Here is a 19,775-nt window from a genome sequence, read left to right on the forward strand (position 1 = left end):
ATAATTTCAGTTATTTTTAGGTCTAAGATTTTAAAAGTGGAGTATTGTAACGTAGTCAGTATTCATTTATTCTAGTGCTTGGGACAGGCTCAAATGAAATACTAGGAACAAAGTAAAAGGAAAGTATATTGATTATTTTTACCCCTTCCAAATATTTAGATGAAAAGAGCATTAGTAAGACTTAGAAATAGCGGCTTTCGAAAATTTATCAAGAGACATGAGAAATACGCTCCCATAATTTTCTTTGTTGCGGGTTTCATTTTTGATTCTTTAACCCTTGGACGTATTGATAGGTTGTACGATTTGGTAGTGCTATGCCTTCATATGTCCTCCTTAACGATAGCACTATTTCTATATAATTTGGCGGATGATGGGCGGTGGAAAAACACCATTTTGGGTCGATATGAGCAGTACTTACCTTTGGCGATCCAGTTTTTCTTTGGAGGCCTCTCCAGCGCTTTTGTTATTTATTTTTCTAGAAGTGTTTCACTTTCCAGAACTATATCCTTTTTTGTAATTCTCGTGCTATTACTTTTTGCCAACGAGTTGCTCAAGAAAAGGATTTCCAATAAATATTTACAGTTTGGAGTATACTTTTTTATAAGCTTCACTTTTTTCACCTTTATTATTCCGGTGTTTATCAGTGAAATGAATACAACTATTTTCCTTATTTCCGGTGGGGTGAGTTTATTTTGTACGCTCTTGGTAATAACTATCATCTATGGTATTAGTCCAAGTACTAGATCGGAAATCCACTATGGGAAAATAGTTGGGCTTATTTTATCTATTTATGTACTGATCAATGTTTTTTATTTTTTTAGAATGATACCTCCTGTACCATTGGCAATGCAAACAGGAATGGTAGCGCATAATATTGAATTGGAAAATAATAGTTATCATGTAACCTATGAAAGAGATGAGTGGTATGTTTTTTGGAGAGACCATAAATCGGAATATATTCATAAACCTGGTGAGAATGTATATGTGTTTTCCTCCGTATTTGCTCCCACCGACTTAAAAAAATCCATTTATCATAGGTGGATATGGTATAATGACGATTCTTCACAGTGGGAGATTATGGATGATATTGGCTATGAAATTACTGGCGGTAGGGATGGAGGTTATCGCGGGTACACTTATAAGAATAATGTTAAACCAGGATTATGGTCTGTAGAGGTTATAACCGATGAAGAGTTAGTGTTGGGGGTAATCGATTTTGAAATTGTAATTGATTCCACCTTACAACCTAAGCGGGTTGTAAAGCGAAGATTCTAAATGTTCCATCTAGTTTATAAAATTTTAAGTCTTTTTTATGTTTTCCATAAGTAGGTTTTGGTAAAAGCATGGAATTAATTCACCTTCCCAGCCAGCGGTATAAAATTGTTTGGAGAGCGCAATTAGGGTCAGATTATATACTTAACGATAATAGATTATTTAGCTAGTTTCATTTTATCATAGGTGTCTTTCAACTGTTATCATTTTGTTATTTTAAAGGCCTTTTTTTCCTATCGTGCTGGATATGACTACTTTTGCCGGATGCAAAATTCTCAGCAGAGACCTCAATTCGAATTTGTAGCGATAATGGCCTCCTTAATGTCTATCGTAGCCCTTGCCATAGACGCCATATTGCCTGCTATGGCCACTATAGGAGTAGATGTAGGTAGCCATGATCCTGTGGAGAACCAGAAATTGATTACCATGATTTTCTTGGGATTGGGAATAGGTCAATTGATGTTAGGGCCTCTTTCAGATAGCTTTGGCCGTAAGCCTATTGTATATTTCGGTTTTGTTATTTTCATTATCGCTAGTATTATCTGCGTTTTTGCGCCCAGCTTGGAGTGGATGTTAGCGGGTAGGGTGTTGCAAGGGATAGGCCTATCGGCTGCACGTTCCATAAGTATTTCCATGATACGCGACTCTTATAGGGGTGATTATATGGCTAAGATTATGTCTTTTGTTACCGCTTTCTTTATTTTAGTGCCTATTGTGGCCCCAGCAATGGGAAAATTCTTTTTGGATCGTTTTGGATGGGAATCTATCTTTTTTGTGCAATTAGTGGCCACGGTAGTTATAGGAGTATGGTTTTGGAAGCGACAACCAGAAACTTTAAAAACCGACTATAAGATTAAGTTCTCCAAACATATTTATTTAAAAGGTTTAAAGGAACTGCTAAGGCATAAGGAAAGTATAGCCTTCACTTTGGTGTCGGGGTTAATTACGGGTGCTTTTATGGTGTATTTGAGTTCGGCTCAGCAGGTTTTTGAGGATCAATATGGATTAGCGGATGACTTCCCCTATATTTTTGCAGGTCTAGCGATTTCTGTGGGGATATCTACTCTATTAAACGGAACAATGGTAGTGAGATGGGGTATGCGTAAACTTGCTTCTATCTCCCTTAGTTTGTTTTTTGCCATATCATTAACCTATGTAAGCTTGTTCTGGAATTCGAGCAATCCTCCATTATGGGTGTTGATCTTTTTTCTTGCCGTTCAATTTTTTGCTTTGGGGTTTTTGTTTGGAAACCTGAGGGCTATTGCCATGGAGCCTATTGGTCATATTGCGGGAATTGGCGCAGCTATTACCGGGTTTGTATCTACAATGATCGCTATACCTATTGCGACCTATATTGGTAGTTTTATGGAGGGGACAACGCTACCTTTGTTTATTGGATTTGCTATCTGTGCAGGTCTTTCCCTTTTTATTATGATTGCTGTTCGTAGGAGTGTTATTTTACAGACTGCCTTTGATCGTTAGTTCAAATTTGAATAATAACCCTAATTGCACATATATAATATTGCCAATTTTTATAAGGCAAACTATAAATGAATAGCATTGGGTCTGCTATATGAAAATCGATATAGCTTTTTAAGAATTTTAAACTGGCAGTATTTATAATAAAGTGGCCGCATTAGTGATTGCAGCGGCATCCTTTTTTATGGAAATAAAAAAGATACAGCGGAAAGCACGTGCCACTTTATATCTTAATATAAAGTGGCAATGCCCCCAAAAAATATTTAAAGAAGGTTATTTCTAATCTCTTCCACCACTTCTGGGTTTAGAAGGGTACTTGTATCACCTAAATTATCCATATCCCTACTGGCTAATTTCCTTAGGATACGTCTCATAATTTTACCAGAACGCGTTTTTGGTAACGCACTAGTGAATTGGATCTTATCTAACTTGGCAATTGGACCAATGTGTTCCGTAATCATTTGATTGATCTCTTTCCTGAGGTTTTCGTGCATTCGAGATTCTCCAGTCTCCTTTAAGGTTACGAAACCATAAAGTGCACTTCCTTTAACATCGTGTGGAACACCAACAATGGCCGATTCTGAAACTGCCGGATGCTCGTTTATAGAGTCTTCTATAGGGGCGGTTCCTAGGTTGTGGCCGGATACTATGATTACGTCATCTACACGTCCTGTAATTCTGTAGTAGCCTACTTCGTCCCTAAAGGCTCCATCGCCAGTGAAATAATAGTTGGGATAGGTAGAAAAATAAGTTTCCTTGTATCGCTTGTGATTATTCCAAATAGTTCTCGCTATCCCGGGCCATGGGAATTTTATAGATAAACGTCCCTCTACTTGATTACCCTTTATTTCTTCACCTTTATCATCCATAATTGCGGGTTGAATTCCAATGAACGGTAGTGTTGCAAAAGTGGGTTTTGTTGGAGTTACAAAAGGGATGGGAGTAATCATTATACCTCCTGTCTCTGTTTGCCACCAAGTGTCCACTATCGGACTTTTCTTTTTTCCGATTACGTCGTTGTACCAGTGCCAGGCTTCTTCGTTTATAGGCTCTCCTACGGATCCTAAAACTTTAAGCGAGCTTAGATCGTGTTTTTTGGTAAATTCTATATTCTGTTTTGCTAATGCCCTAATTGCTGTTGGAGCAGTATAGAATTGATTAACCTTGTGTTTTTCTACTATCTGCCAAAACCTACTGTAGTCTGGGTAGTTGGGAACCCCCTCAAACATAAGGGAAGTGGCTCCATTGGCCAAAGGTCCATAGACGATATAACTATGACCGGTAATCCAACCGATATCTGCCGTACACCAGTACACATCATGTTCGGTATACTGAAAGACATTTTTAAAGGTATAGGCGGTATATACTAAATAGCCACCAGTGGTATGTACCATTCCCTTAGGGCTTCCTGTAGATCCGGAGGTATATAGGATGAACAAAGGATCTTCGGCATCCATTATCTCTGGGGCACAATTGGGATCAGCCTTATCTAATAAAGGTTGTAACCATTGATCACGGCCTTCTACAAAATTAATTTCGGTATTAGTACGCTTTACTAATAAAACGGACTTAACGCCTGGACATTTTTCTAACCCCTCATCTACTATGCTTTTTAGGGCTATGGATTTGCTGCCTCTAAAGGAACCATCTGCGGTAATTACCAACTTACAATCGCTATCGTTTATCCTAGAGGATAATGCGGTTGATGAAAACCCAGCAAATACCACGGAATGAATTGCTCCAATACGTGCACAAGCCAGTAATGATATGGTTAATTCCGGAATCATTGGGAGGTAGATACATACCCGGTCTCCCTTTTTTATACCCTGATCTTTTAAAACATTCGCCAGTTTACATACCCTATCATGTAATTGTTTGTAGGTAATGTGTTCTGCTTCCTCATTAGGGTCGTTGGGTTCAAAAATAATAGCGGTTTTATCGCCTCTATTTAATAAGTGCCTGTCTATACAGTTTTCAGTAATATTTAGTTTAGCACCCTCAAACCATTTGATTTCCGGAGTACTAAAATTCCAGCTAAGGACCTTATCCCATTTTTTACGCCATAAAAAATGTTCTTCTGCGACTTCTCCCCAAAAGTTTTCTGGTTCTCGGATGGATTTCCGATACACTTGATAGTACTCCTCCAAATGTTTAATGTGATAATTACTCATGTTCTATTTGATTTTTTATAAATTTATACAAATCATCTTAATTCGGATAGTTTTGGGAAACGAATTTGTAAATCCATACTCTTTTGGAAAGGTTATTATGGAATGAAAACAAATATGCCATTTCCTATCCGACATTTATGCTCATAAAATAATTTAATGTTCTATTGCATCGCCAGCACCACTGGGAATCCTAATGTGTTCTACGATTTCCTGAACCTCTAATGGGGGTTCTGGGGTAAACTTATTGATGGCTATTGCAACGATAAAATTAACGATCATAGCTACAGTACCAAATCCCTCTGGGGATATTCCAAACCACCATTCAGATTTGTCTGGGATTTCTCCCAACCAGCCCAATTTAAATTTTGCCATATAGAATAACATTAGGCTTATCCCTACAATCATACCACCTATAGCTCCTTCTTTGTTCATTTTCTTATAAAATATCCCTAATACTATAGCTGGGAAAAAAGAAGCGGCGGCCAGTCCAAATGCCAATGCTACTACTGCAGCGACAAATCCTGGTGGGTGGATGCCAAAATACCCTGCAACGACTACCGCTACTGTTGCCGCGGCGCGAGCGGACCATAGTTCTCCTTTTTCTGAGATATTGGGCAAAAATATTTTCTTGATAAGGTCGTGGGAAACTGAGGAGGAAATCACTAATAGTAATCCCGCGGCAGTAGAAAGGGCTGCTGCTAGGCCTCCTGCAGCTACCAAAGCGATCACCCACGCCGGAAGATTGGCGATCTCTGGATTGGCCAGCACCATAATATCATTGTCTACCGTAAGTTCATTTTGGTTGGGATCGGCGAGATACTGAATTAATCCATCCCTATTTTTATCTTCAAAGGATAAGAGTCCGGTTTCTTCCCAATTTTTAAACCATACTGGCATGTCAATATAAGGCTGTTTGCTCACCGTATTTATTAAATTAATTTTAGAAAAAACGGAAATAGCGGGAGCTGTAGTGTACAGGATTGCAATCAGTAGGAGTGCCAGTCCTGCCGATTTACGGGCATCTTTAACTCTTTTTACAGTAAAAAACCGAACAATAACGTGTGGGAGCCCTGCGGTGCCAACCATTAACGCCAAGGTAATAGCAAAGACATCTATCATGGATTTGGATCCGTCCGTGTATTCTGCAAAACCCAGTTCGGTAGAGAGTCCATTTAAACGATCCAATAAAAAGGTGCCAGAGCCATCGTTAAAAGTGGTGCCCATTCCCAGCTGTGGAACTGGGTTACCCGTCATTTGAAAGGAAATATATATAGCGGGTACCATAAAAGCGAAGATCAGAACGCAGTACTGTGCTACTTGAGTATAGGTAATCCCTTTCATACCTCCCAAAACGGCATAAAACAGTACAATTACCATCCCTATAATGACTCCGGTATCGATCTCCACCTGTAAAAATCTTGAAAAAACAACGCCAACGCCCCTCATTTGGCCCGCTACATAGGTGAAGGATACGATTAAGGCGCAAAAAACAGCTACCATTCTAGCTGTATTGGAATAGTAGCGTTCCCCAATAAAATCGGGGACTGTAAACTTCCCGAATTTCCTAAGGTAGGGGGCAAGTAGTAGTGCTAGTAACACATATCCACCCGTCCACCCCATAAGGTATACCGAGCCATCATACCCTGCAAAGGCTATAATACCAGCCATAGAGATAAAGGAAGCTGCTGACATCCAGTCGGCCGCAGTAGCCATTCCGTTCGCTAGAGGGGACACTCCGCCACCGGCCACATAAAATTCTTTTGTTGAACCTGCCCTGGACCAAATAGCAATTCCGATATAAAGGGCAAAAGTAATTCCTACGAGAAGGTAGGTCCAGGTTTGAACACTCATAGTGTATGGTTTTGGTTGTTGGTTGGTTAATTTTTATTCGTTATAGCCGTATTTTTTGTCCAATTTGTTCATTAGGTAAACGTAGACGAAGATGAGGACTACGAAAACATAAATGGATCCTTGTTGTGCAAACCAAAACCCTAGTTTAAATCCTCCGAGTTTAAAAGTATTTAGGAAATCCTTAAAGAGTATCCCAGCACCAAAAGAGACCAAAAACCAAATAAAAAGCAGAATGAAGAGATAACGGACGTTTTCTTTCCAATATGCGGTGGCCTTTTTTTGTTTGTCTTCCATGTGGTTTGGTTTTTTATTTGTTGACAAGTTTTTTGCGTTTTCTAAGGTACGGATTTGAATAATAATCTGATAATTTAATTTATGCTGGTAAGTAGATTACCCCACCAGAACAATCGCGTTTTGCTCCGGTAACGGAACGCAAACAATTTATAGAATTCTCCTCTCGTAATACTGCCATGAGGGCGAAGATTAGGGCTTCTTTAAACTCTACTAGGAGGTTAGTGGGTTTTACCACTTTGGTGTTACTGCCAACTTTTTCTTGTAATGTTTCCATAAGAAAACCGTTTAGGGCACCTCCCCCTGTAACAAAAAGTGTATTTTCTGTTTTGTTTTTTTGCAATTCCACCTGTTTAGCAATTTGGTCACAGATATGGTGGATACTGGTATGTAATAGGTTTTCTATATTGTCGTCGTTAGCCTCAACAATGGGAACCACTTGAGCTACAAACCATTCAAAACCAATTGACTTTGGAAAAGGCAGTTTGTAGAATTCTAGGTTGTTTAATTGCTCCAGCATGGGCTTGTTGATACTTCCTTTTCTGGCTAGGGCCCCATCCTTGTCATAGTTGAGGTTTATTTTCTGAGTAATGTGGTTAAGAATCATATTTGCCAGACCAATATCATAGGCCAATCGTTCCCCATTACGTTCAAAGGAAATATTGCTAATTCCTCCTAAGTTTAGACAATAATCGTACTGCCCAAAAAAGAGTCGGTCTCCTAAAGGCACCAAAGGTGCTCCTTGTCCGCCCAGCGCCACATCGTTAGAACGGAAATCACAAATTACCTTAATGCCACTTTCATTGGCTAGATGTTGACCAGAGCCTATTTGAAAAGTGAACCCCTTTTGTGGTTGATGATGAGTGGTATGTCCATGGCTACCTATAAAATGGGCTTCCAATTCATGGGTCTTAATAAACTCCTTGGATTGTTTTCCTAGCCAGGTTCCATAAGTGTTATGAAATTCTAAAAGCGTATCAGCAGGTAGATAAATTGCATTTTTAAGCTTCTCTTTTAATGTATCGGAATAGGGAATGCTATCCGTATTTTTTATATCGAAATCCCATCCCGTGGGTGTTTTCCAAATATGGCAATAGGTTAGATCCAAGCCATCTAGGGAGGTACCGGACATTAATCCCAAAACTTTATAAATTTTCATCCTTTATTGGTTCTAGGATTATTTGATAGCATCGTAAAGAACCTGTTGAATATTGGTTCGGGTGTTCAGTTTATACAAGGTGGTATTTTCCCGGGTAGGCAATACTCGGTTCGAAAGAAATAAGTATAATAGCTCCTCCTTTGGGTCCATCCAAACCATAATTCCAGTAAATCCAGTATGTCCAAAACTATCGCTACTTGCATCTTTAGCGGTATTGCTATTTACACCTTTGTATTCTAAAAAAGGCTTGTCGAATCCTAATCCGCGGTGATTATTGTTTTCTGGGAATTGAACTTTGGTAAACTCTTTTACCGTACTTTCCTTAATATATTCTTCGCCTCCGTAGGTACCCATATTAAGATACATTTGCATTAACTTGGCTAAATCGTTGGTATTGGAGAACAGACCTGCATTGGCAGAAATGCCGCCCATCATGGCTGCACCTTCATCGTGTACGGTACCATGTACTGGTAGGTGCCTAAACATAAAATCGTGCTCGGTAGGTATGATTTGGTTTTTGTTAAACTTTTTATCTGGATTATACGTTAAGGTGTATGCTCCTAGTTTGTTATAAAAATTCTGATCTACGTAGTTCACAAAATCCTCCTTGGTAATTTCTTCAATCATTGTGGGTAAGAGCATAAAAAGCAAACCAGAATATTTATATTCCCTTTTTTCTAAGAGAGCCGATTTTTTAATCGCTTTAAATATTTTTTTTTGATAATTGCGGTGTAACCACATATTGGAGCTGATTTTTATAGGAAACCGAGCCGACGAATCTTTTTTAATAGTACTCCATTTATAGCTTCCATTTTTTCTAAGGGTATTTTTCCAATAGGTGATATAGGGATTAAATCCAGCTTGGTGCGCTAGTATTTCCCTAAAATTGGCATCTGCTTTATTGGAGTTTTTAAAATATCTCAGGTAATCATCTATCCCTTTATCGAGGTCAAACCTTCCTTCATCATACAATTTCATTACAGCAGGAAGAGCAGAGGAAATTTTAGTAACGGATGCTAGATCATAAATATCCTCAAGGGACACTTTTGTGGTGTCGTTGTATTTTTTTAGACCGTAGGCCTTGTGTAAAACAACTTTCCCATTTTTAGCCACTAAAAGCTGTCCTCCAGGAGTAGCGTTTAAATCAATAGCCTGGTTCATTAAAGAATCTACCCCATGGTATAGGGTTTTGGAATCCATCCCAGCATCTTCCGGTAGGGTATATTTAAACCGAATTCCGCCTTTAATGGTAAGTCCGTCCCCAGCCTTAAATTTTTTCCCGATTCCCACAGGGAGTTGACCATTAGCACCCACACCACCGAAAATTAATTGTGCGGACAAGTCTTGTGCCGATTCTCCATCCTGATAGCTAACAATAAGCCCCTTGGCATTATCTAAGTTGTTAAGTTTATCTATAGAATATGGGTTTTTAAAATAGGCAACTACCGTATTATTAAAAGGTAGGGTTTGAATAAAAGACTGTACGGATTCTGAAAATTTTATGGTGTTTCGTGGTCTGGGAGTGTCATCATGTACACCAACTATAACCAAGTTGTATTGGGGAAGCTCTTTCTTAATTGCTTCCATTTCCTTTTGGGAGGCTTCCATTGGAAGTGTAAAATGATCTACTTTGGTATATAGATCCAACGTTTTTTGGAATGTAGTTTTTTTGTCGGCACCAATAGAAACCGACATGATTTTTAAAGTATCCAAGTGTTTTAGAGGAAGGAGGTCTGCCTCATTTTTAAGTACAGTTAAAGATGCCTCGGTTAGTTTACGCTCTAACAATAAGGCATGTGGATTGTTTATGTCCAGCAGTAGATTGGAAACAGGCAAAGGCTCGTATTTGTTTAGGTTTACCCATTGCTTAGCCGCAAGGATTTTACGTACCCTGGCATCTATTGTTTTTTGCGAAATGATTCCTTTGTCTACGGCCTTTTTAATTTCAGTAATTGCTTTGGAGACGTCTTGCACAATCTCTAAAACATCATTACCAGCCAATACAGCTTGTTTATCTACAATCCCAGGTAAATTGCCTTTGGTTACCCCCTTCATTTCCATAGCATCGGTTACAATAAGACCTTCAAAACCCAATTGGTCTTGTAGTAGGTCGTTGATTATTGCTTTGGAAAGGGTTGAAGGTACCCCGGATGGGTCTAATGCCGGAATGTTTAAATGGGCTACCATCATGCCATTGATGCCGGCATTTATAAGTTCTTTAAAGGGGTACAGCTCTAGATCGTTTAATCGCTCTCTAGAGTGGTTTATTTGTGGAAGATCAAAATGGGAATCTGTACTGGTGTCTCCATGACCAGGGAAATGTTTTGCGGTTGTAATTAGTCCTCCATCTTGCATTCCTTGCATATAGGCAATGCTCTTTTCGGCAACCTTATATTTGTCCTCACCAAAGGATCGGTAGTTAATTACCGGGTTATTCGGGTTGTTATTTACATCGGCAACGGGAGCAAAGTTCAGGTGTAATCCTACTCTTTTAATCTGATGCGCCATTTCTTTTCCCATCTCATAGATTAAGTTATCGTCCTGTATTGCTCCTAGGGCCATTTGGAAGGGAAAACTTATGGTACTATCCAATCGCATCCCCAAGCCCCACTCGGCATCAATTGCTCCCATTAGGGGTACTTTGGAAGCATTTTGGTACTCGTTCATCAATTTTACCTGAGTTACGGGATCACCTTGAAAAAAGACCAACCCTCCAATATTCCAATCTTTTATGGTTTTTAGGATATCCGCTCGGTGTTCCGGCCCACGATTAGAGTAGGCAGACACCCATATAAGTTGTCCAATACGCTCCTGTGGGGTTAGGGATTTCATTATGGAATCTACCCAGGTACTTTCGGTATATTGTAAGAATTCTGGTGTCTTTTTAGAATTTTCCTGGGCTCGCGAAATTGTAGCAAATAGGCATAGGGTAATGAGTAAGGGTATTTTTTTAATAGACATATTAGTGTGAATTATTATACTTTTATATATATTTTTTTCTTGTCCAGTACATAGCCCAGTAGCCACATTACTGCTATAAAGCTGATGGCAAACGCAAGAGAAGCATTTACCTCACTTAGCCAGCTTAAATATAGGTTTTTATACAGCCACGAATGAAGAGAGACTCCGCCAATACGAATCAAACCAAGAAGTTTTGCGACTACGCCCGATACCACAAAAATAAAAAGAGGATTTTTGCCGAATGCTTCAAAGAAATAGGCCCATTTTTTAAGGTTCAATAACTCTATAACATAGATTAAAATGGCCATTACCATTAGCGTCCATCCCGTACTATATAAGACGTAACTACTGGTCCATATAGGTTTGTTAATTGGAAAATATACGTCCCAAATAAGCGCTATAATTACAAGAACAATGCCCGAGGCTATAAGTTGTAAAACGGTTTTAAGATTTTTGCCTGATTTCTGTACAAAGACGCCAGCCGCGTATCCCGCAATAACATTTACAGTAGCGGTTAAGGTACTTAAGAGCCCCTCTGGATCAAAGGGAATACCAAATCCTTTATATATATTTTCTGGCCTAAAAATTAGATTGTCAAATTTTAGAGCGGCATTATTCTCTAAGCTGAAGGGGTTGGGCGATGATCCAAAAAAATACATTATGGCCCAATAGGCTAGGAGAATTAATACTCCGACAATGACAGATTTTTTAAGTTTTAAATAATGAATGATTAAAGAAGCAAAGAGATAACATAATGCAATCCGTTGCAATACCCCCATAATACGGATATTGGCTAAATTTTTAAATGTAATTCCATCATCGGCACGATAAATAAAGGGGAATGCATTTAACAGGAGTCCGATTAAAAATATCATCCCTGCCCGCTTAACTATTTTTCTTAAAATTAGGCTGTTTCCCATGGTCTGATATTTTTTCAAACTAAAGCTCATGGCGGTACCCACAACAAAAAGAAAGGAAGGGAATACCCAATCTGTAGGAGTAAAGCCGTGCCAAGCGGCGTGTTTAAGTGGTGGGTAGATGTGTGACCAGCTTCCTGGGTTGTTTACCATTATCATTAAGGCAATGGTCATACCTCGTAAAATATCCAAGGCGTAATACCTTTGCGTAGTAATTGTTTTCTCCATTGATGGTTGGCTTTTTTTAAAGATTTAGATCAAGATTTAATCTGTTGGTTATTTTAAATTCAAATCTCTAAAAGTAAGGCTTTTTTTCGCAAATTAATAGAGAGTTTACCCCATTTGTTAACTACTCCCACTGTTTTGTAACGGTTTTGGGTAAAGCGAGTTAAAGACTAGGTTCTGAATAGAGGGAGCTTTATATTTAGGGCTTGTAATTAAATAGTATGTCCATTAATGGTTATTTAATAGTAACAATTCTATTTCTGTGTATATGAGTTCTTTTTTATTAGGCAGAGCTAATGCTCATTCTTGTGGGAAATTGCGTTTATCCCTTCCTCTTTTTTTTGTTTTTATGTTCTTTTTATCGCTCCCTTTATTTTCCCAAGATCTGGGATTGGATTGGAAGCCTCGTGAAGATCTTAATATAGTTTTGCCAAATTCTGTTCAAGTCTTTGATGCTGCGGGAACATTGGCCGATGGAGAACCTATTAGGGCTGTCTATGCAAAAGTAGATTTACGGGACACAAATTTGGATTTAAGATCAATGGGCAGCAATACCATTAGGGAGACCACCTTGGAAACATATAAGAAAAATGGCGGTATCCTGGCATTGAACGGGGGGTATTTTGCTCCTACCAGCGCTGTGAGTCTCATTGTCCAAGACGGAAAAACTGTAGCTCTAGGTCCTACTGGAGATAGGGCGCGTGGCGCATTTGGCTTAGTAGATGGATTGCCAGAAATAGTATGGTCTACTGGATCTAAGCAAGACGGAGCAATTTGGAAGTATTCCAAGCCTGGAACAAATAAAAAGGGGGTAAAATGGAATCCAGAACAGGCTGTAGGAGCTGGGCCAGTGTTGTTAAAGAATGGGGAGATTAATGTTACATCGGAGGAAGAAGGCTTTGGCAAGGGGCATTTAATTAGACATCCTAGAAGTGCCATTGGTTATGCAGATGAAAATACCTTGTTGATGATGGTGGTAGATGGGCGTCAAGCGGCCAGTGTAGGAGTTACATTGGAAGAGTTGGCTGAACTAATGCTTGGGATAGGGGCCAAAGAAGCATTGAATTTAGATGGAGGTGGATCTTCAGCAATGGTAGCGGGCAGTGAAGTGGTGAACGTGCCAACAGCTATAACTGGGGGTAATAGAAATAGTTTACGTAAAAACGCCGGTGCCTTAGTGCTCTCAGAAAAAACACCCACCAAGCATGGTGAAATTATTATTTTGGATACGGATAGTCCTTATTATTCCGAAGTCGGGATCTGGAAAAACAGCAGGGACAATAATTATTATGGTGAAACGCCAGCGCGAAGTAGCATGGTAAATAGTATTAATAAGGCCGTATATCAATTAGAAAATATTAGAAGAAATACCTACCAACTGGGGGCTTGGTATATTAATGATGACGCACATTCTGATGAGGTCTTCTATGTGGTGCACAGTACTTCTGGAATAGACACCCTTTCTGTTAACCAGCAATCCATATCCCAACCGGGGAAATGGGAAGTGTTGGGGTCATTTCACTTAGGAGCAGGGGATATGATTGAAATTATGGGCGGAGGAGAAGGCAAGTTTACCACGGATGCTATACGATTGGTATCCAAGAAAGACTTTCCAGAACTTCCAGAAAGAGGGGCAATGCGAATTGCGGTGATCAGCGATCTGAACTCTGGTTTGGGTGCTGCAGATTATGAATGGCAGGTAGATAGTATTATGCAACGTATTCCAAGAATATGGAAACCAGATTTGGTGTTGTGTGGGGGTGATATGGTTGCGGGAATGGGTATCTCGGATACGCTGCAACTTAAAAAGATGTGGGATGGATTTAATAAACATATTATGGATCCCTTGGATAAAGCCCAAATTCCTTTTGCCTTTACGGTAGGAAATCATGATGGTCCACGATCTTACCCTATAGAACACGAGGCGACCAGAAAATTTTGGGAGAAGAATATTGAAAGGACTAGGCTGAATTTTGTAGACGTATCCCATTTTCCCCACTACTATTCCTTCGTGAAAGATGGAGTGTTTTTTGTCTCTTGGGAGGCTTCCTCTTCTGTAATTACCCAGAAAAATTTGGATTGGCTAGAAGAGCAGTTTAAAACATCTGAGGCAAGAAATGCAAAAAATCGTTTCGTAATAGGACATATGCCGTTATATGGGGTGGCTCAAGAGCGGGATTCTAAAGGGAATCTTTTAGAGAATCCTAAAAAGTTGCAACGATTGCTGGAAGATTATAAGGTGCATACCTATATCAGTGGACACCAACATGCCTATTATCCTGCAAAAAAAGGGAAGCTAGCATTGTTGAATGCCGGTGCTGCAGGGTCGGGGCCCCGTGCTTGGTTGGGAGATACCCGCCTTCCAGAAAATACCATTACCATTGTGGATATTTTTGAAGATGGGAAGCGGTTGGAATATACAACCTATAACATAAAAAAGCGGAATGCTGCCGAAATGGAAATTTTAGAAACTTCTAGGTATCCTTCCGCTATGTTCGGAGTAAATGGGAACATTATCCGCCGGGATATAAATACCAATTTCACACATGTTGAAGGGAGCTTTAGATCGGTTTTCGATACTGAGGTAGACCATAATAGCGTAGGCCAAGGAATGGTACTTGCAGAAATTCGAGATGATATTTTATACCTAGAAGGACAATTGGAGCTTCTGAGCCAAGATTTCACCAAAAATGCTGCTGTGAGTTTGGGAAGTGGGAGAAATACCGAAGCGAGTAATTCTATAAAATCATTAAAAGTTACTCGGAGAAAAAAGGGTCAACTAGTATTTAAGGGTGAAATGGCATTGGATCGGGATGTAAAGGAATCTCTTGCAGTAGGAGCTTTAAACGTTGAGGTGACATGGAAAGATCAAAAATATAGAAGCCAGCTTTACCCTATTGGCAACAAACCCCCTGAACCAACAGAAATTCTTTCACACCAATCCAAAAATACCTATGGCATAAGAAATAGTGAAACCCTGTACATGGTGGAGTGGAAGCCTTCAATGGATAGGGATGGCGATTTTGTTTCTTATACGTATCAATTAGCGAAAGACCCCGATTTTAAGAATGTCTTATGGCAGCATCAAACGGGAAGGGAACCAAGATTTAAGATTGTAGAGCGTATTTGGTTTGAGCTTTTATCTGGAATTGAAGAAGGGGAGTCAGGAATTTTCTACCATAGGGTGCTTTCTTCCGACGGGAGCAATATCACCCCCTCTTCGACTGAGAAATTACATTTGATAAAATCTAATGAACCCTTGGAGGATTTTGCAGAAATAGTGGCCCCCAATTATGAGTTTGTAGATAAGATAGTCCCATCGGGAGGAGGGTATGGAGCCGTTTGGGACGGCAATAATAAACTATGGTTGGCCGATTACAATAAGGGCTTTGTGGTTAGAACAGCAGAAGGGGCGCCTGCCAGTTTTTCTCCTTTGCAAAGTGTTATGATAAATGGGATAGATTATAAACTCAGTCCAGTGAATGGGGTAGGAGTAGATTTGGACGGACATATTTTAGCCGGAATAAATAGGCGCCTTATAAAGATAGATGCGAATACCGGAGAAGGAATTGCGGTATGGGAGGTGCCAGCAGGTGAGCGTGCCATCACAGCGCCGAGGGTAAATGAGCTTGGTGAGATCTATGCCATGTCCCTATTTGCGGATGATCCCAATTATGTCTTAAAACAGAATGATAATGATCCTTCAAAATTTGATCTAGTGAGGATCCTAGAACTAAAAGATAGAATTCTGGCACGTACGTTCGATATGAGTCCAGATGGATTAAGTCTTTATTTTCCCGATCCTGGGACTGCAAAGATACAGGTATACACCAGTAAAGACGGGCAGAAGTATGCGGAAAAGGAAGCTATAGTAAGTACCTACGGGGGAAGTAGTGCGCTACGGGTCCCTAGGAAGGAGGCCATGTATGTAGCAACAAGATCTAGCGGCATTTCTCCATCCACCTTTCACTATAGGAATGCCAATAAAAAACAAGTTTGGACCTTAGAACTACCTGAACTGGATGGAGCAGAACCAAGGGGGCTAGGAGTGTCACCGGATGAAAAAACACTTATTTTCTGTAGCTGGGACAAAGGCGGTGGCTATTATATGTATCGTTTGAAGGAGTAGGAGTGTGGTTTTACCTATTTAAATTAAAGGTATTTGTGACTTTGAATTAATAGCGATTACAATGTAAATACCTCATTACCAGTAATTAAAATTTTTCTTTCTAATGTTAAACTTCCCCATCTTTAATTGTTAAAGACAGGAAGTTTAGTAATAGAGAATGCAATCTGTGTTTAATTTTATTTGCAATTCATTAGCCTTCTGTGCTTATGAAAAGCAACTTTTTTAGTTAGAGTTGGTGATAACCGTGTTTTTTCTTTGCGTCAACATCCAAAGTCCAATCATGGTTATCATTGCATTGATCAACAATATCTCGAATCCAAATTTAAAACCATTAAACCAAGCTTCGGAATTTAGATCTAGAACTAAGGACAGTATAGGGGAAAGAATACAGATGTAGGGGACTAGTTTGTCGTTTATCTTTTGTTTAAACATAAGTCCGAATGCAAATAGCCCTAACAACGGGCCATAGGTAAATCCGGCGACTTTAAAAACCGCACTTACTACACTACTGTCATTAAATGCGTTAAAGATGACGATTACCGTAAACATAACCAGAGTAAATCCAATATGTACATACTGCCTTATGTTCTTTTGAGACGATTGTTTTTTTCTGATGTCAAGAATATCTACACAAAAGGAGGTAGTAAGGGCTGTTAAGGCAGAATCGGCACTTGAAAAAGCTGCGGCTACAATGCCGACCAAGAATACTGTTCCAGCCAGAATGCCAAAATAGTTTAGTGCCAGAAGGGGGTAAAGATCATCCGTTCTTTCGGGGATTGCGATATTATGGCTTCCTGCGTACTCGTATATTAGAATTCCAAGGATTAGAAACAACATAGTAGACAGGAAAAAGGTAACTGAAAACCAAAGGATGTTTTTCTGGGCGTCCTTTATATTTCTACAGGTTAAGTTTTTCTGCATTACGTTTTGATCTAGTCCGTTCATAGCAATGGTAATAAAAACACCTGCTAAAAACGTTTTGAAAAAATTACGATTGGATAGCCAGTCCCATTCAAAAATTTTGGACATGGGGTTAGAGGATACCACACCATAAAGATCCCCTATTTTTAGGTCTAGATGCTGTAGAATTACCACAATACTTATCACAACCGCAGCTAATAAGAAAGTGGTTTGCAAGGTGTCTGTGTATACTATGGTCTTAATGCCTGCTTTATACGTGTACAACCATATTAATAAAATGGTGATAAAAACAGTTACCCAAAATGGAATGCCAAAAGCATTAAAAAAAGCAATTTGTAAGACTAGTGCGGCTAGAAAGAGCCTGAAAGAGGCTCCAATAGTTTGTGAAATAATGAAGAATGACGCGCCAGTCCGGTACGATTTCATTCCAAATCGATCATTTAGGTATTCATAGATAGAAATTAGGTTTAGCCTATAAAAAAGTGGGACCAGCACAAAAGCAATAACGGCATAACCCACCATATTTCCCATTACAAATTGAAGGTAGGTCCACGCAGTATTCCCTACTTCGCCTGGGACAGAAATAAAAGTGACCCCTGATAAGGAGGCACCTACCATTCCATAAGCCACTAAATACCAAGGCGATTGTTTGTTGCCAGTAAAGAATGTATCATTGTCAGATTTTTTGGAGGTGAAGTAACTAATGACCATTAGCATTGCAAAATAGGCTGCTATCACTCCAAAAACGATTAATGGGCTCATAGGGATTTGGTTTTAATTGATATTTAATTCAAAAAATTCACTTTGGTTACCCGTTCTATCTACTGCTGATAGTCCAGCTTTTATAATGGGGAATTTACCATTTTCTTGGGTAATAGGGAGGGTCAAGGATGTTGATCCTTGGTTTAGGATGGTGTGTTCCCATCTTTTGCCTTGGCGTTGGTAATATACTACCCATCTAAATATCTGAGATTTTTCTGGGTGGCTCCATGTTAACTCAATAGCATCTTGTTCTTTTTTTATTTGAAGACTTGGGGGGGTTGGAGGTGTGTTATTCAGCCATGGGGAAGGAGGAACTAAGGTTTTTTTGCTATAAGGACCATTTTTTATGGCAAGTGCCAAGCTATCATATTTAATTAATGGGGCAATGCTCCAATGAACGGCGCCTTTACTTTTTGGTACCATACCACGAGTAATCATAATTTGATTGATAACTTCGTCTGCATTTTTTTCATCTCCTCCAAGACCAATATTCAGCCCTGGCCATAGGTGGACTTGTTTGGTGTTTTCGCTTTGCCACCAGCCCAAAAGTTCTGGGAAACTTTGTCCTATTTTATTAATTCTCCAGTATAGTTGTGGAGTATAGTAATCTACCCAACCTTCGTTTAACCAAAGTTTGGCATCTGCATACAGTTTATCGTATTGATCTAGCCCTACAACGGATTCTGGGTAACCAGGTCTCCATATGCCAAAAGGACTAAGGCCAAATTTCACGTGGGGTTTAGAATCTTTTATCTCGTTATATACATTTTTGATAAAGGTGTTTACACTCTGGCGTCTCCAATCGGATCTGGACAGCTTGCCACCATCATTAAGATAGGAAATCCAACTCTTATCATCTGGAAAATCCTTTCCATTGTTATACGAGTCATAGGGGTAAAAATAATCGTCAAAATGGATGCCATCTACATCGTATCTATTTACGATATCCATCACCACTGCTAAGGAATGTTCTTGTGTTCCTTTTAGGGATGGATCCATCCAATACATACCATTTTCTAGTGCTACAACTAATTCGGGATTGGTTTTTATTATGGACGTATTGCTTATTTCACCTCCAGCCGTATGGTGTGCCCTATATGGATTTAGCCATGCATGCAATTCCAATCCTCTCTCGTGCGCCGCTTGTATCCAAAATTGTAAGGGGTCATAATCTATTTCGGGAGCACTTCCCTGTTTACCGGTTAGGTAATAAGACCAAGGTTCAATGTTACTTTTGTAAAGCGCATCTGCCTGTGGGCGAACCTGAAATATAACAGCATTAAAATTGTTTTCTTCTAATAAATCCAAAAGTTGTATAGCCTCTTTTTGCTGCTCATGGACGGGGAGTCCAGGTGAACTTGGCCAATTAATATTTGCCACGGTGGCTACCCATGCAGCTCGAAACTCTTCTACATTATAAGGTGTTTTTGGGTCCCATTTTACAGTTTTATTATCAGTGTAAACAGTAGAGATAGGCTGTTTGTCTAGGTAAGCGGATATTTTGGATGGTTTGCATCCTACGGACAGGATGCTAAGAATGCTAAGTAGTATAAGGTGATAAGAATATTTTTTCATTGAATTTTGAGGATAGAGGGAGGATTATATTGTTATAAAACGATTATTCTAATATTAAAAAA

Annotated in this window: 11 protein-coding genes; 3 read left to right on the forward strand and 8 right to left on the reverse strand. The window is 39.4% G+C overall.

Translation table 11 applies throughout. The features are described 5' to 3' along the window. Positions 1 to 159: 159 nt before the first annotated feature. Together G466_RS0105555 and G466_RS0105560 are read left to right on the forward strand one after the other, a co-directional pair. Positions 160 to 1,275 (forward strand): DUF2914 domain-containing protein, encoded by a 1,116-nt coding sequence (locus G466_RS0105555; protein WP_026812768.1) that lies wholly within the window; start codon positions 160 to 162, stop codon positions 1,273 to 1,275. A gap of 261 nt (positions 1,276 to 1,536) precedes the next feature. Beyond that, positions 1,537 to 2,754 (forward strand): multidrug effflux MFS transporter, encoded by a 1,218-nt coding sequence (locus tag G466_RS0105560; RefSeq protein WP_026812769.1) that lies wholly within the window; start codon positions 1,537 to 1,539, stop codon positions 2,752 to 2,754. A gap of 260 nt (positions 2,755 to 3,014) precedes the next feature. On the opposite strand, the gene acs is transcribed toward G466_RS0105560, so the two are convergent. The 6 genes from acs to G466_RS0105595 all read right to left on the reverse strand — a co-directional run bounded on the left by acs (position 3,015) and on the right by G466_RS0105595 (position 12,329). Beyond that, positions 3,015 to 4,922, reverse strand: coding sequence for an acetate--CoA ligase (gene acs, locus G466_RS0105565; protein WP_026812770.1), 1,908 nt, complete (start codon positions 4,920 to 4,922; stop codon positions 3,015 to 3,017). A 153-nt stretch (positions 4,923 to 5,075) separates the two neighbouring features. Continuing rightward, positions 5,076 to 6,773, reverse strand: coding sequence for a sodium:solute symporter family protein (locus tag G466_RS0105575; RefSeq protein WP_026812771.1), 1,698 nt, complete (start codon positions 6,771 to 6,773; stop codon positions 5,076 to 5,078). A 33-nt stretch (positions 6,774 to 6,806) separates the two neighbouring features. Further along, the gene (locus tag G466_RS0105580; protein ID WP_026812772.1) at positions 6,807 to 7,067 is read right to left on the reverse strand and encodes a DUF4212 domain-containing protein; all 261 of its coding nucleotides are present in this window, start codon (positions 7,065 to 7,067) and stop codon (positions 6,807 to 6,809) included. Between the two features lie 79 nt (positions 7,068 to 7,146). Beyond that, on the reverse strand, positions 7,147 to 8,223 hold the full coding sequence (locus tag G466_RS0105585; protein ID WP_026812773.1) for an anhydro-N-acetylmuramic acid kinase: 1,077 nt from the start codon (positions 8,221 to 8,223) through the stop codon (positions 7,147 to 7,149). An 18-nt stretch (positions 8,224 to 8,241) separates the two neighbouring features. After that, on the reverse strand, positions 8,242 to 11,184 hold the full coding sequence (locus tag G466_RS0105590; protein ID WP_026812774.1) for a glycoside hydrolase family 3 N-terminal domain-containing protein: 2,943 nt from the start codon (positions 11,182 to 11,184) through the stop codon (positions 8,242 to 8,244). A gap of 14 nt (positions 11,185 to 11,198) precedes the next feature. Next, the gene (locus tag G466_RS0105595; protein WP_026812775.1) at positions 11,199 to 12,329 is read right to left on the reverse strand and encodes an acyltransferase family protein; all 1,131 of its coding nucleotides are present in this window, start codon (positions 12,327 to 12,329) and stop codon (positions 11,199 to 11,201) included. A gap of 265 nt (positions 12,330 to 12,594) precedes the next feature. Here G466_RS0105595 and G466_RS23050 point away from each other — a divergent pair, with 265 nt between their 5' ends. Continuing rightward, entirely contained in the window at positions 12,595 to 16,455 is a 3,861-nt protein-coding gene (locus G466_RS23050; RefSeq protein WP_051315537.1) for a phosphodiester glycosidase family protein, read from the forward strand. Positions 16,456 to 16,677: 222 nt separating this feature from the next. Here the strand turns inward: G466_RS23050 and G466_RS0105605 are convergent, their stop codons facing one another. Together G466_RS0105605 and G466_RS0105610 are read right to left on the reverse strand one after the other, a co-directional pair. Then, complete coding sequence (locus tag G466_RS0105605; RefSeq protein ID WP_026812776.1) at positions 16,678 to 18,138, reverse strand: sodium:solute symporter; 1,461 nt, start codon at positions 18,136 to 18,138, stop codon at positions 16,678 to 16,680. Between the two features lie 12 nt (positions 18,139 to 18,150). Next, positions 18,151 to 19,713 (reverse strand): glycoside hydrolase family 10 protein, encoded by a 1,563-nt coding sequence (locus tag G466_RS0105610; protein ID WP_026812777.1) that lies wholly within the window; start codon positions 19,711 to 19,713, stop codon positions 18,151 to 18,153. Between the last annotated feature and the right edge of the window lie 62 nt (positions 19,714 to 19,775).

The organism is Arenibacter certesii DSM 19833 (assembly GCF_000429545.1).
Classification (GTDB): Bacteria; Bacteroidota; Bacteroidia; order Flavobacteriales; family Flavobacteriaceae; genus Arenibacter; species Arenibacter certesii.

What these genes read in the sequence shown, in the direction of transcription:
- G466_RS0105590 (WP_026812774.1), bottom strand. Translation starts at nt 11,184, where the DNA reads ATGTCTATTAAAAAAATACCCTTACTCATTACCCTATGCCTATTTGCT.
- G466_RS0105555 (WP_026812768.1), top strand. Translation starts at nt 160, where the DNA reads ATGAAAAGAGCATTAGTAAGACTTAGAAATAGCGGCTTTCGAAAATTT.
- G466_RS23050 (WP_051315537.1), top strand. Translation starts at nt 12,595, where the DNA reads ATGAGTTCTTTTTTATTAGGCAGAGCTAATGCTCATTCTTGTGGGAAA.
- G466_RS0105585 (WP_026812773.1), bottom strand. Translation starts at nt 8,223, where the DNA reads ATGAAAATTTATAAAGTTTTGGGATTAATGTCCGGTACCTCCCTAGAT.
- G466_RS0105580 (WP_026812772.1), bottom strand. Translation starts at nt 7,067, where the DNA reads ATGGAAGACAAACAAAAAAAGGCCACCGCATATTGGAAAGAAAACGTC.
- G466_RS0105575 (WP_026812771.1), bottom strand. Translation starts at nt 6,773, where the DNA reads ATGAGTGTTCAAACCTGGACCTACCTTCTCGTAGGAATTACTTTTGCC.
- G466_RS0105605 (WP_026812776.1), bottom strand. Translation starts at nt 18,138, where the DNA reads ATGAGCCCATTAATCGTTTTTGGAGTGATAGCAGCCTATTTTGCAATG.
- G466_RS0105560 (WP_026812769.1), top strand. Translation starts at nt 1,537, where the DNA reads ATGCAAAATTCTCAGCAGAGACCTCAATTCGAATTTGTAGCGATAATG.
- acs (WP_026812770.1), bottom strand. Translation starts at nt 4,922, where the DNA reads ATGAGTAATTATCACATTAAACATTTGGAGGAGTACTATCAAGTGTAT.
- G466_RS0105610 (WP_026812777.1), bottom strand. Translation starts at nt 19,713, where the DNA reads ATGAAAAAATATTCTTATCACCTTATACTACTTAGCATTCTTAGCATC.
- G466_RS0105595 (WP_026812775.1), bottom strand. Translation starts at nt 12,329, where the DNA reads ATGGAGAAAACAATTACTACGCAAAGGTATTACGCCTTGGATATTTTA.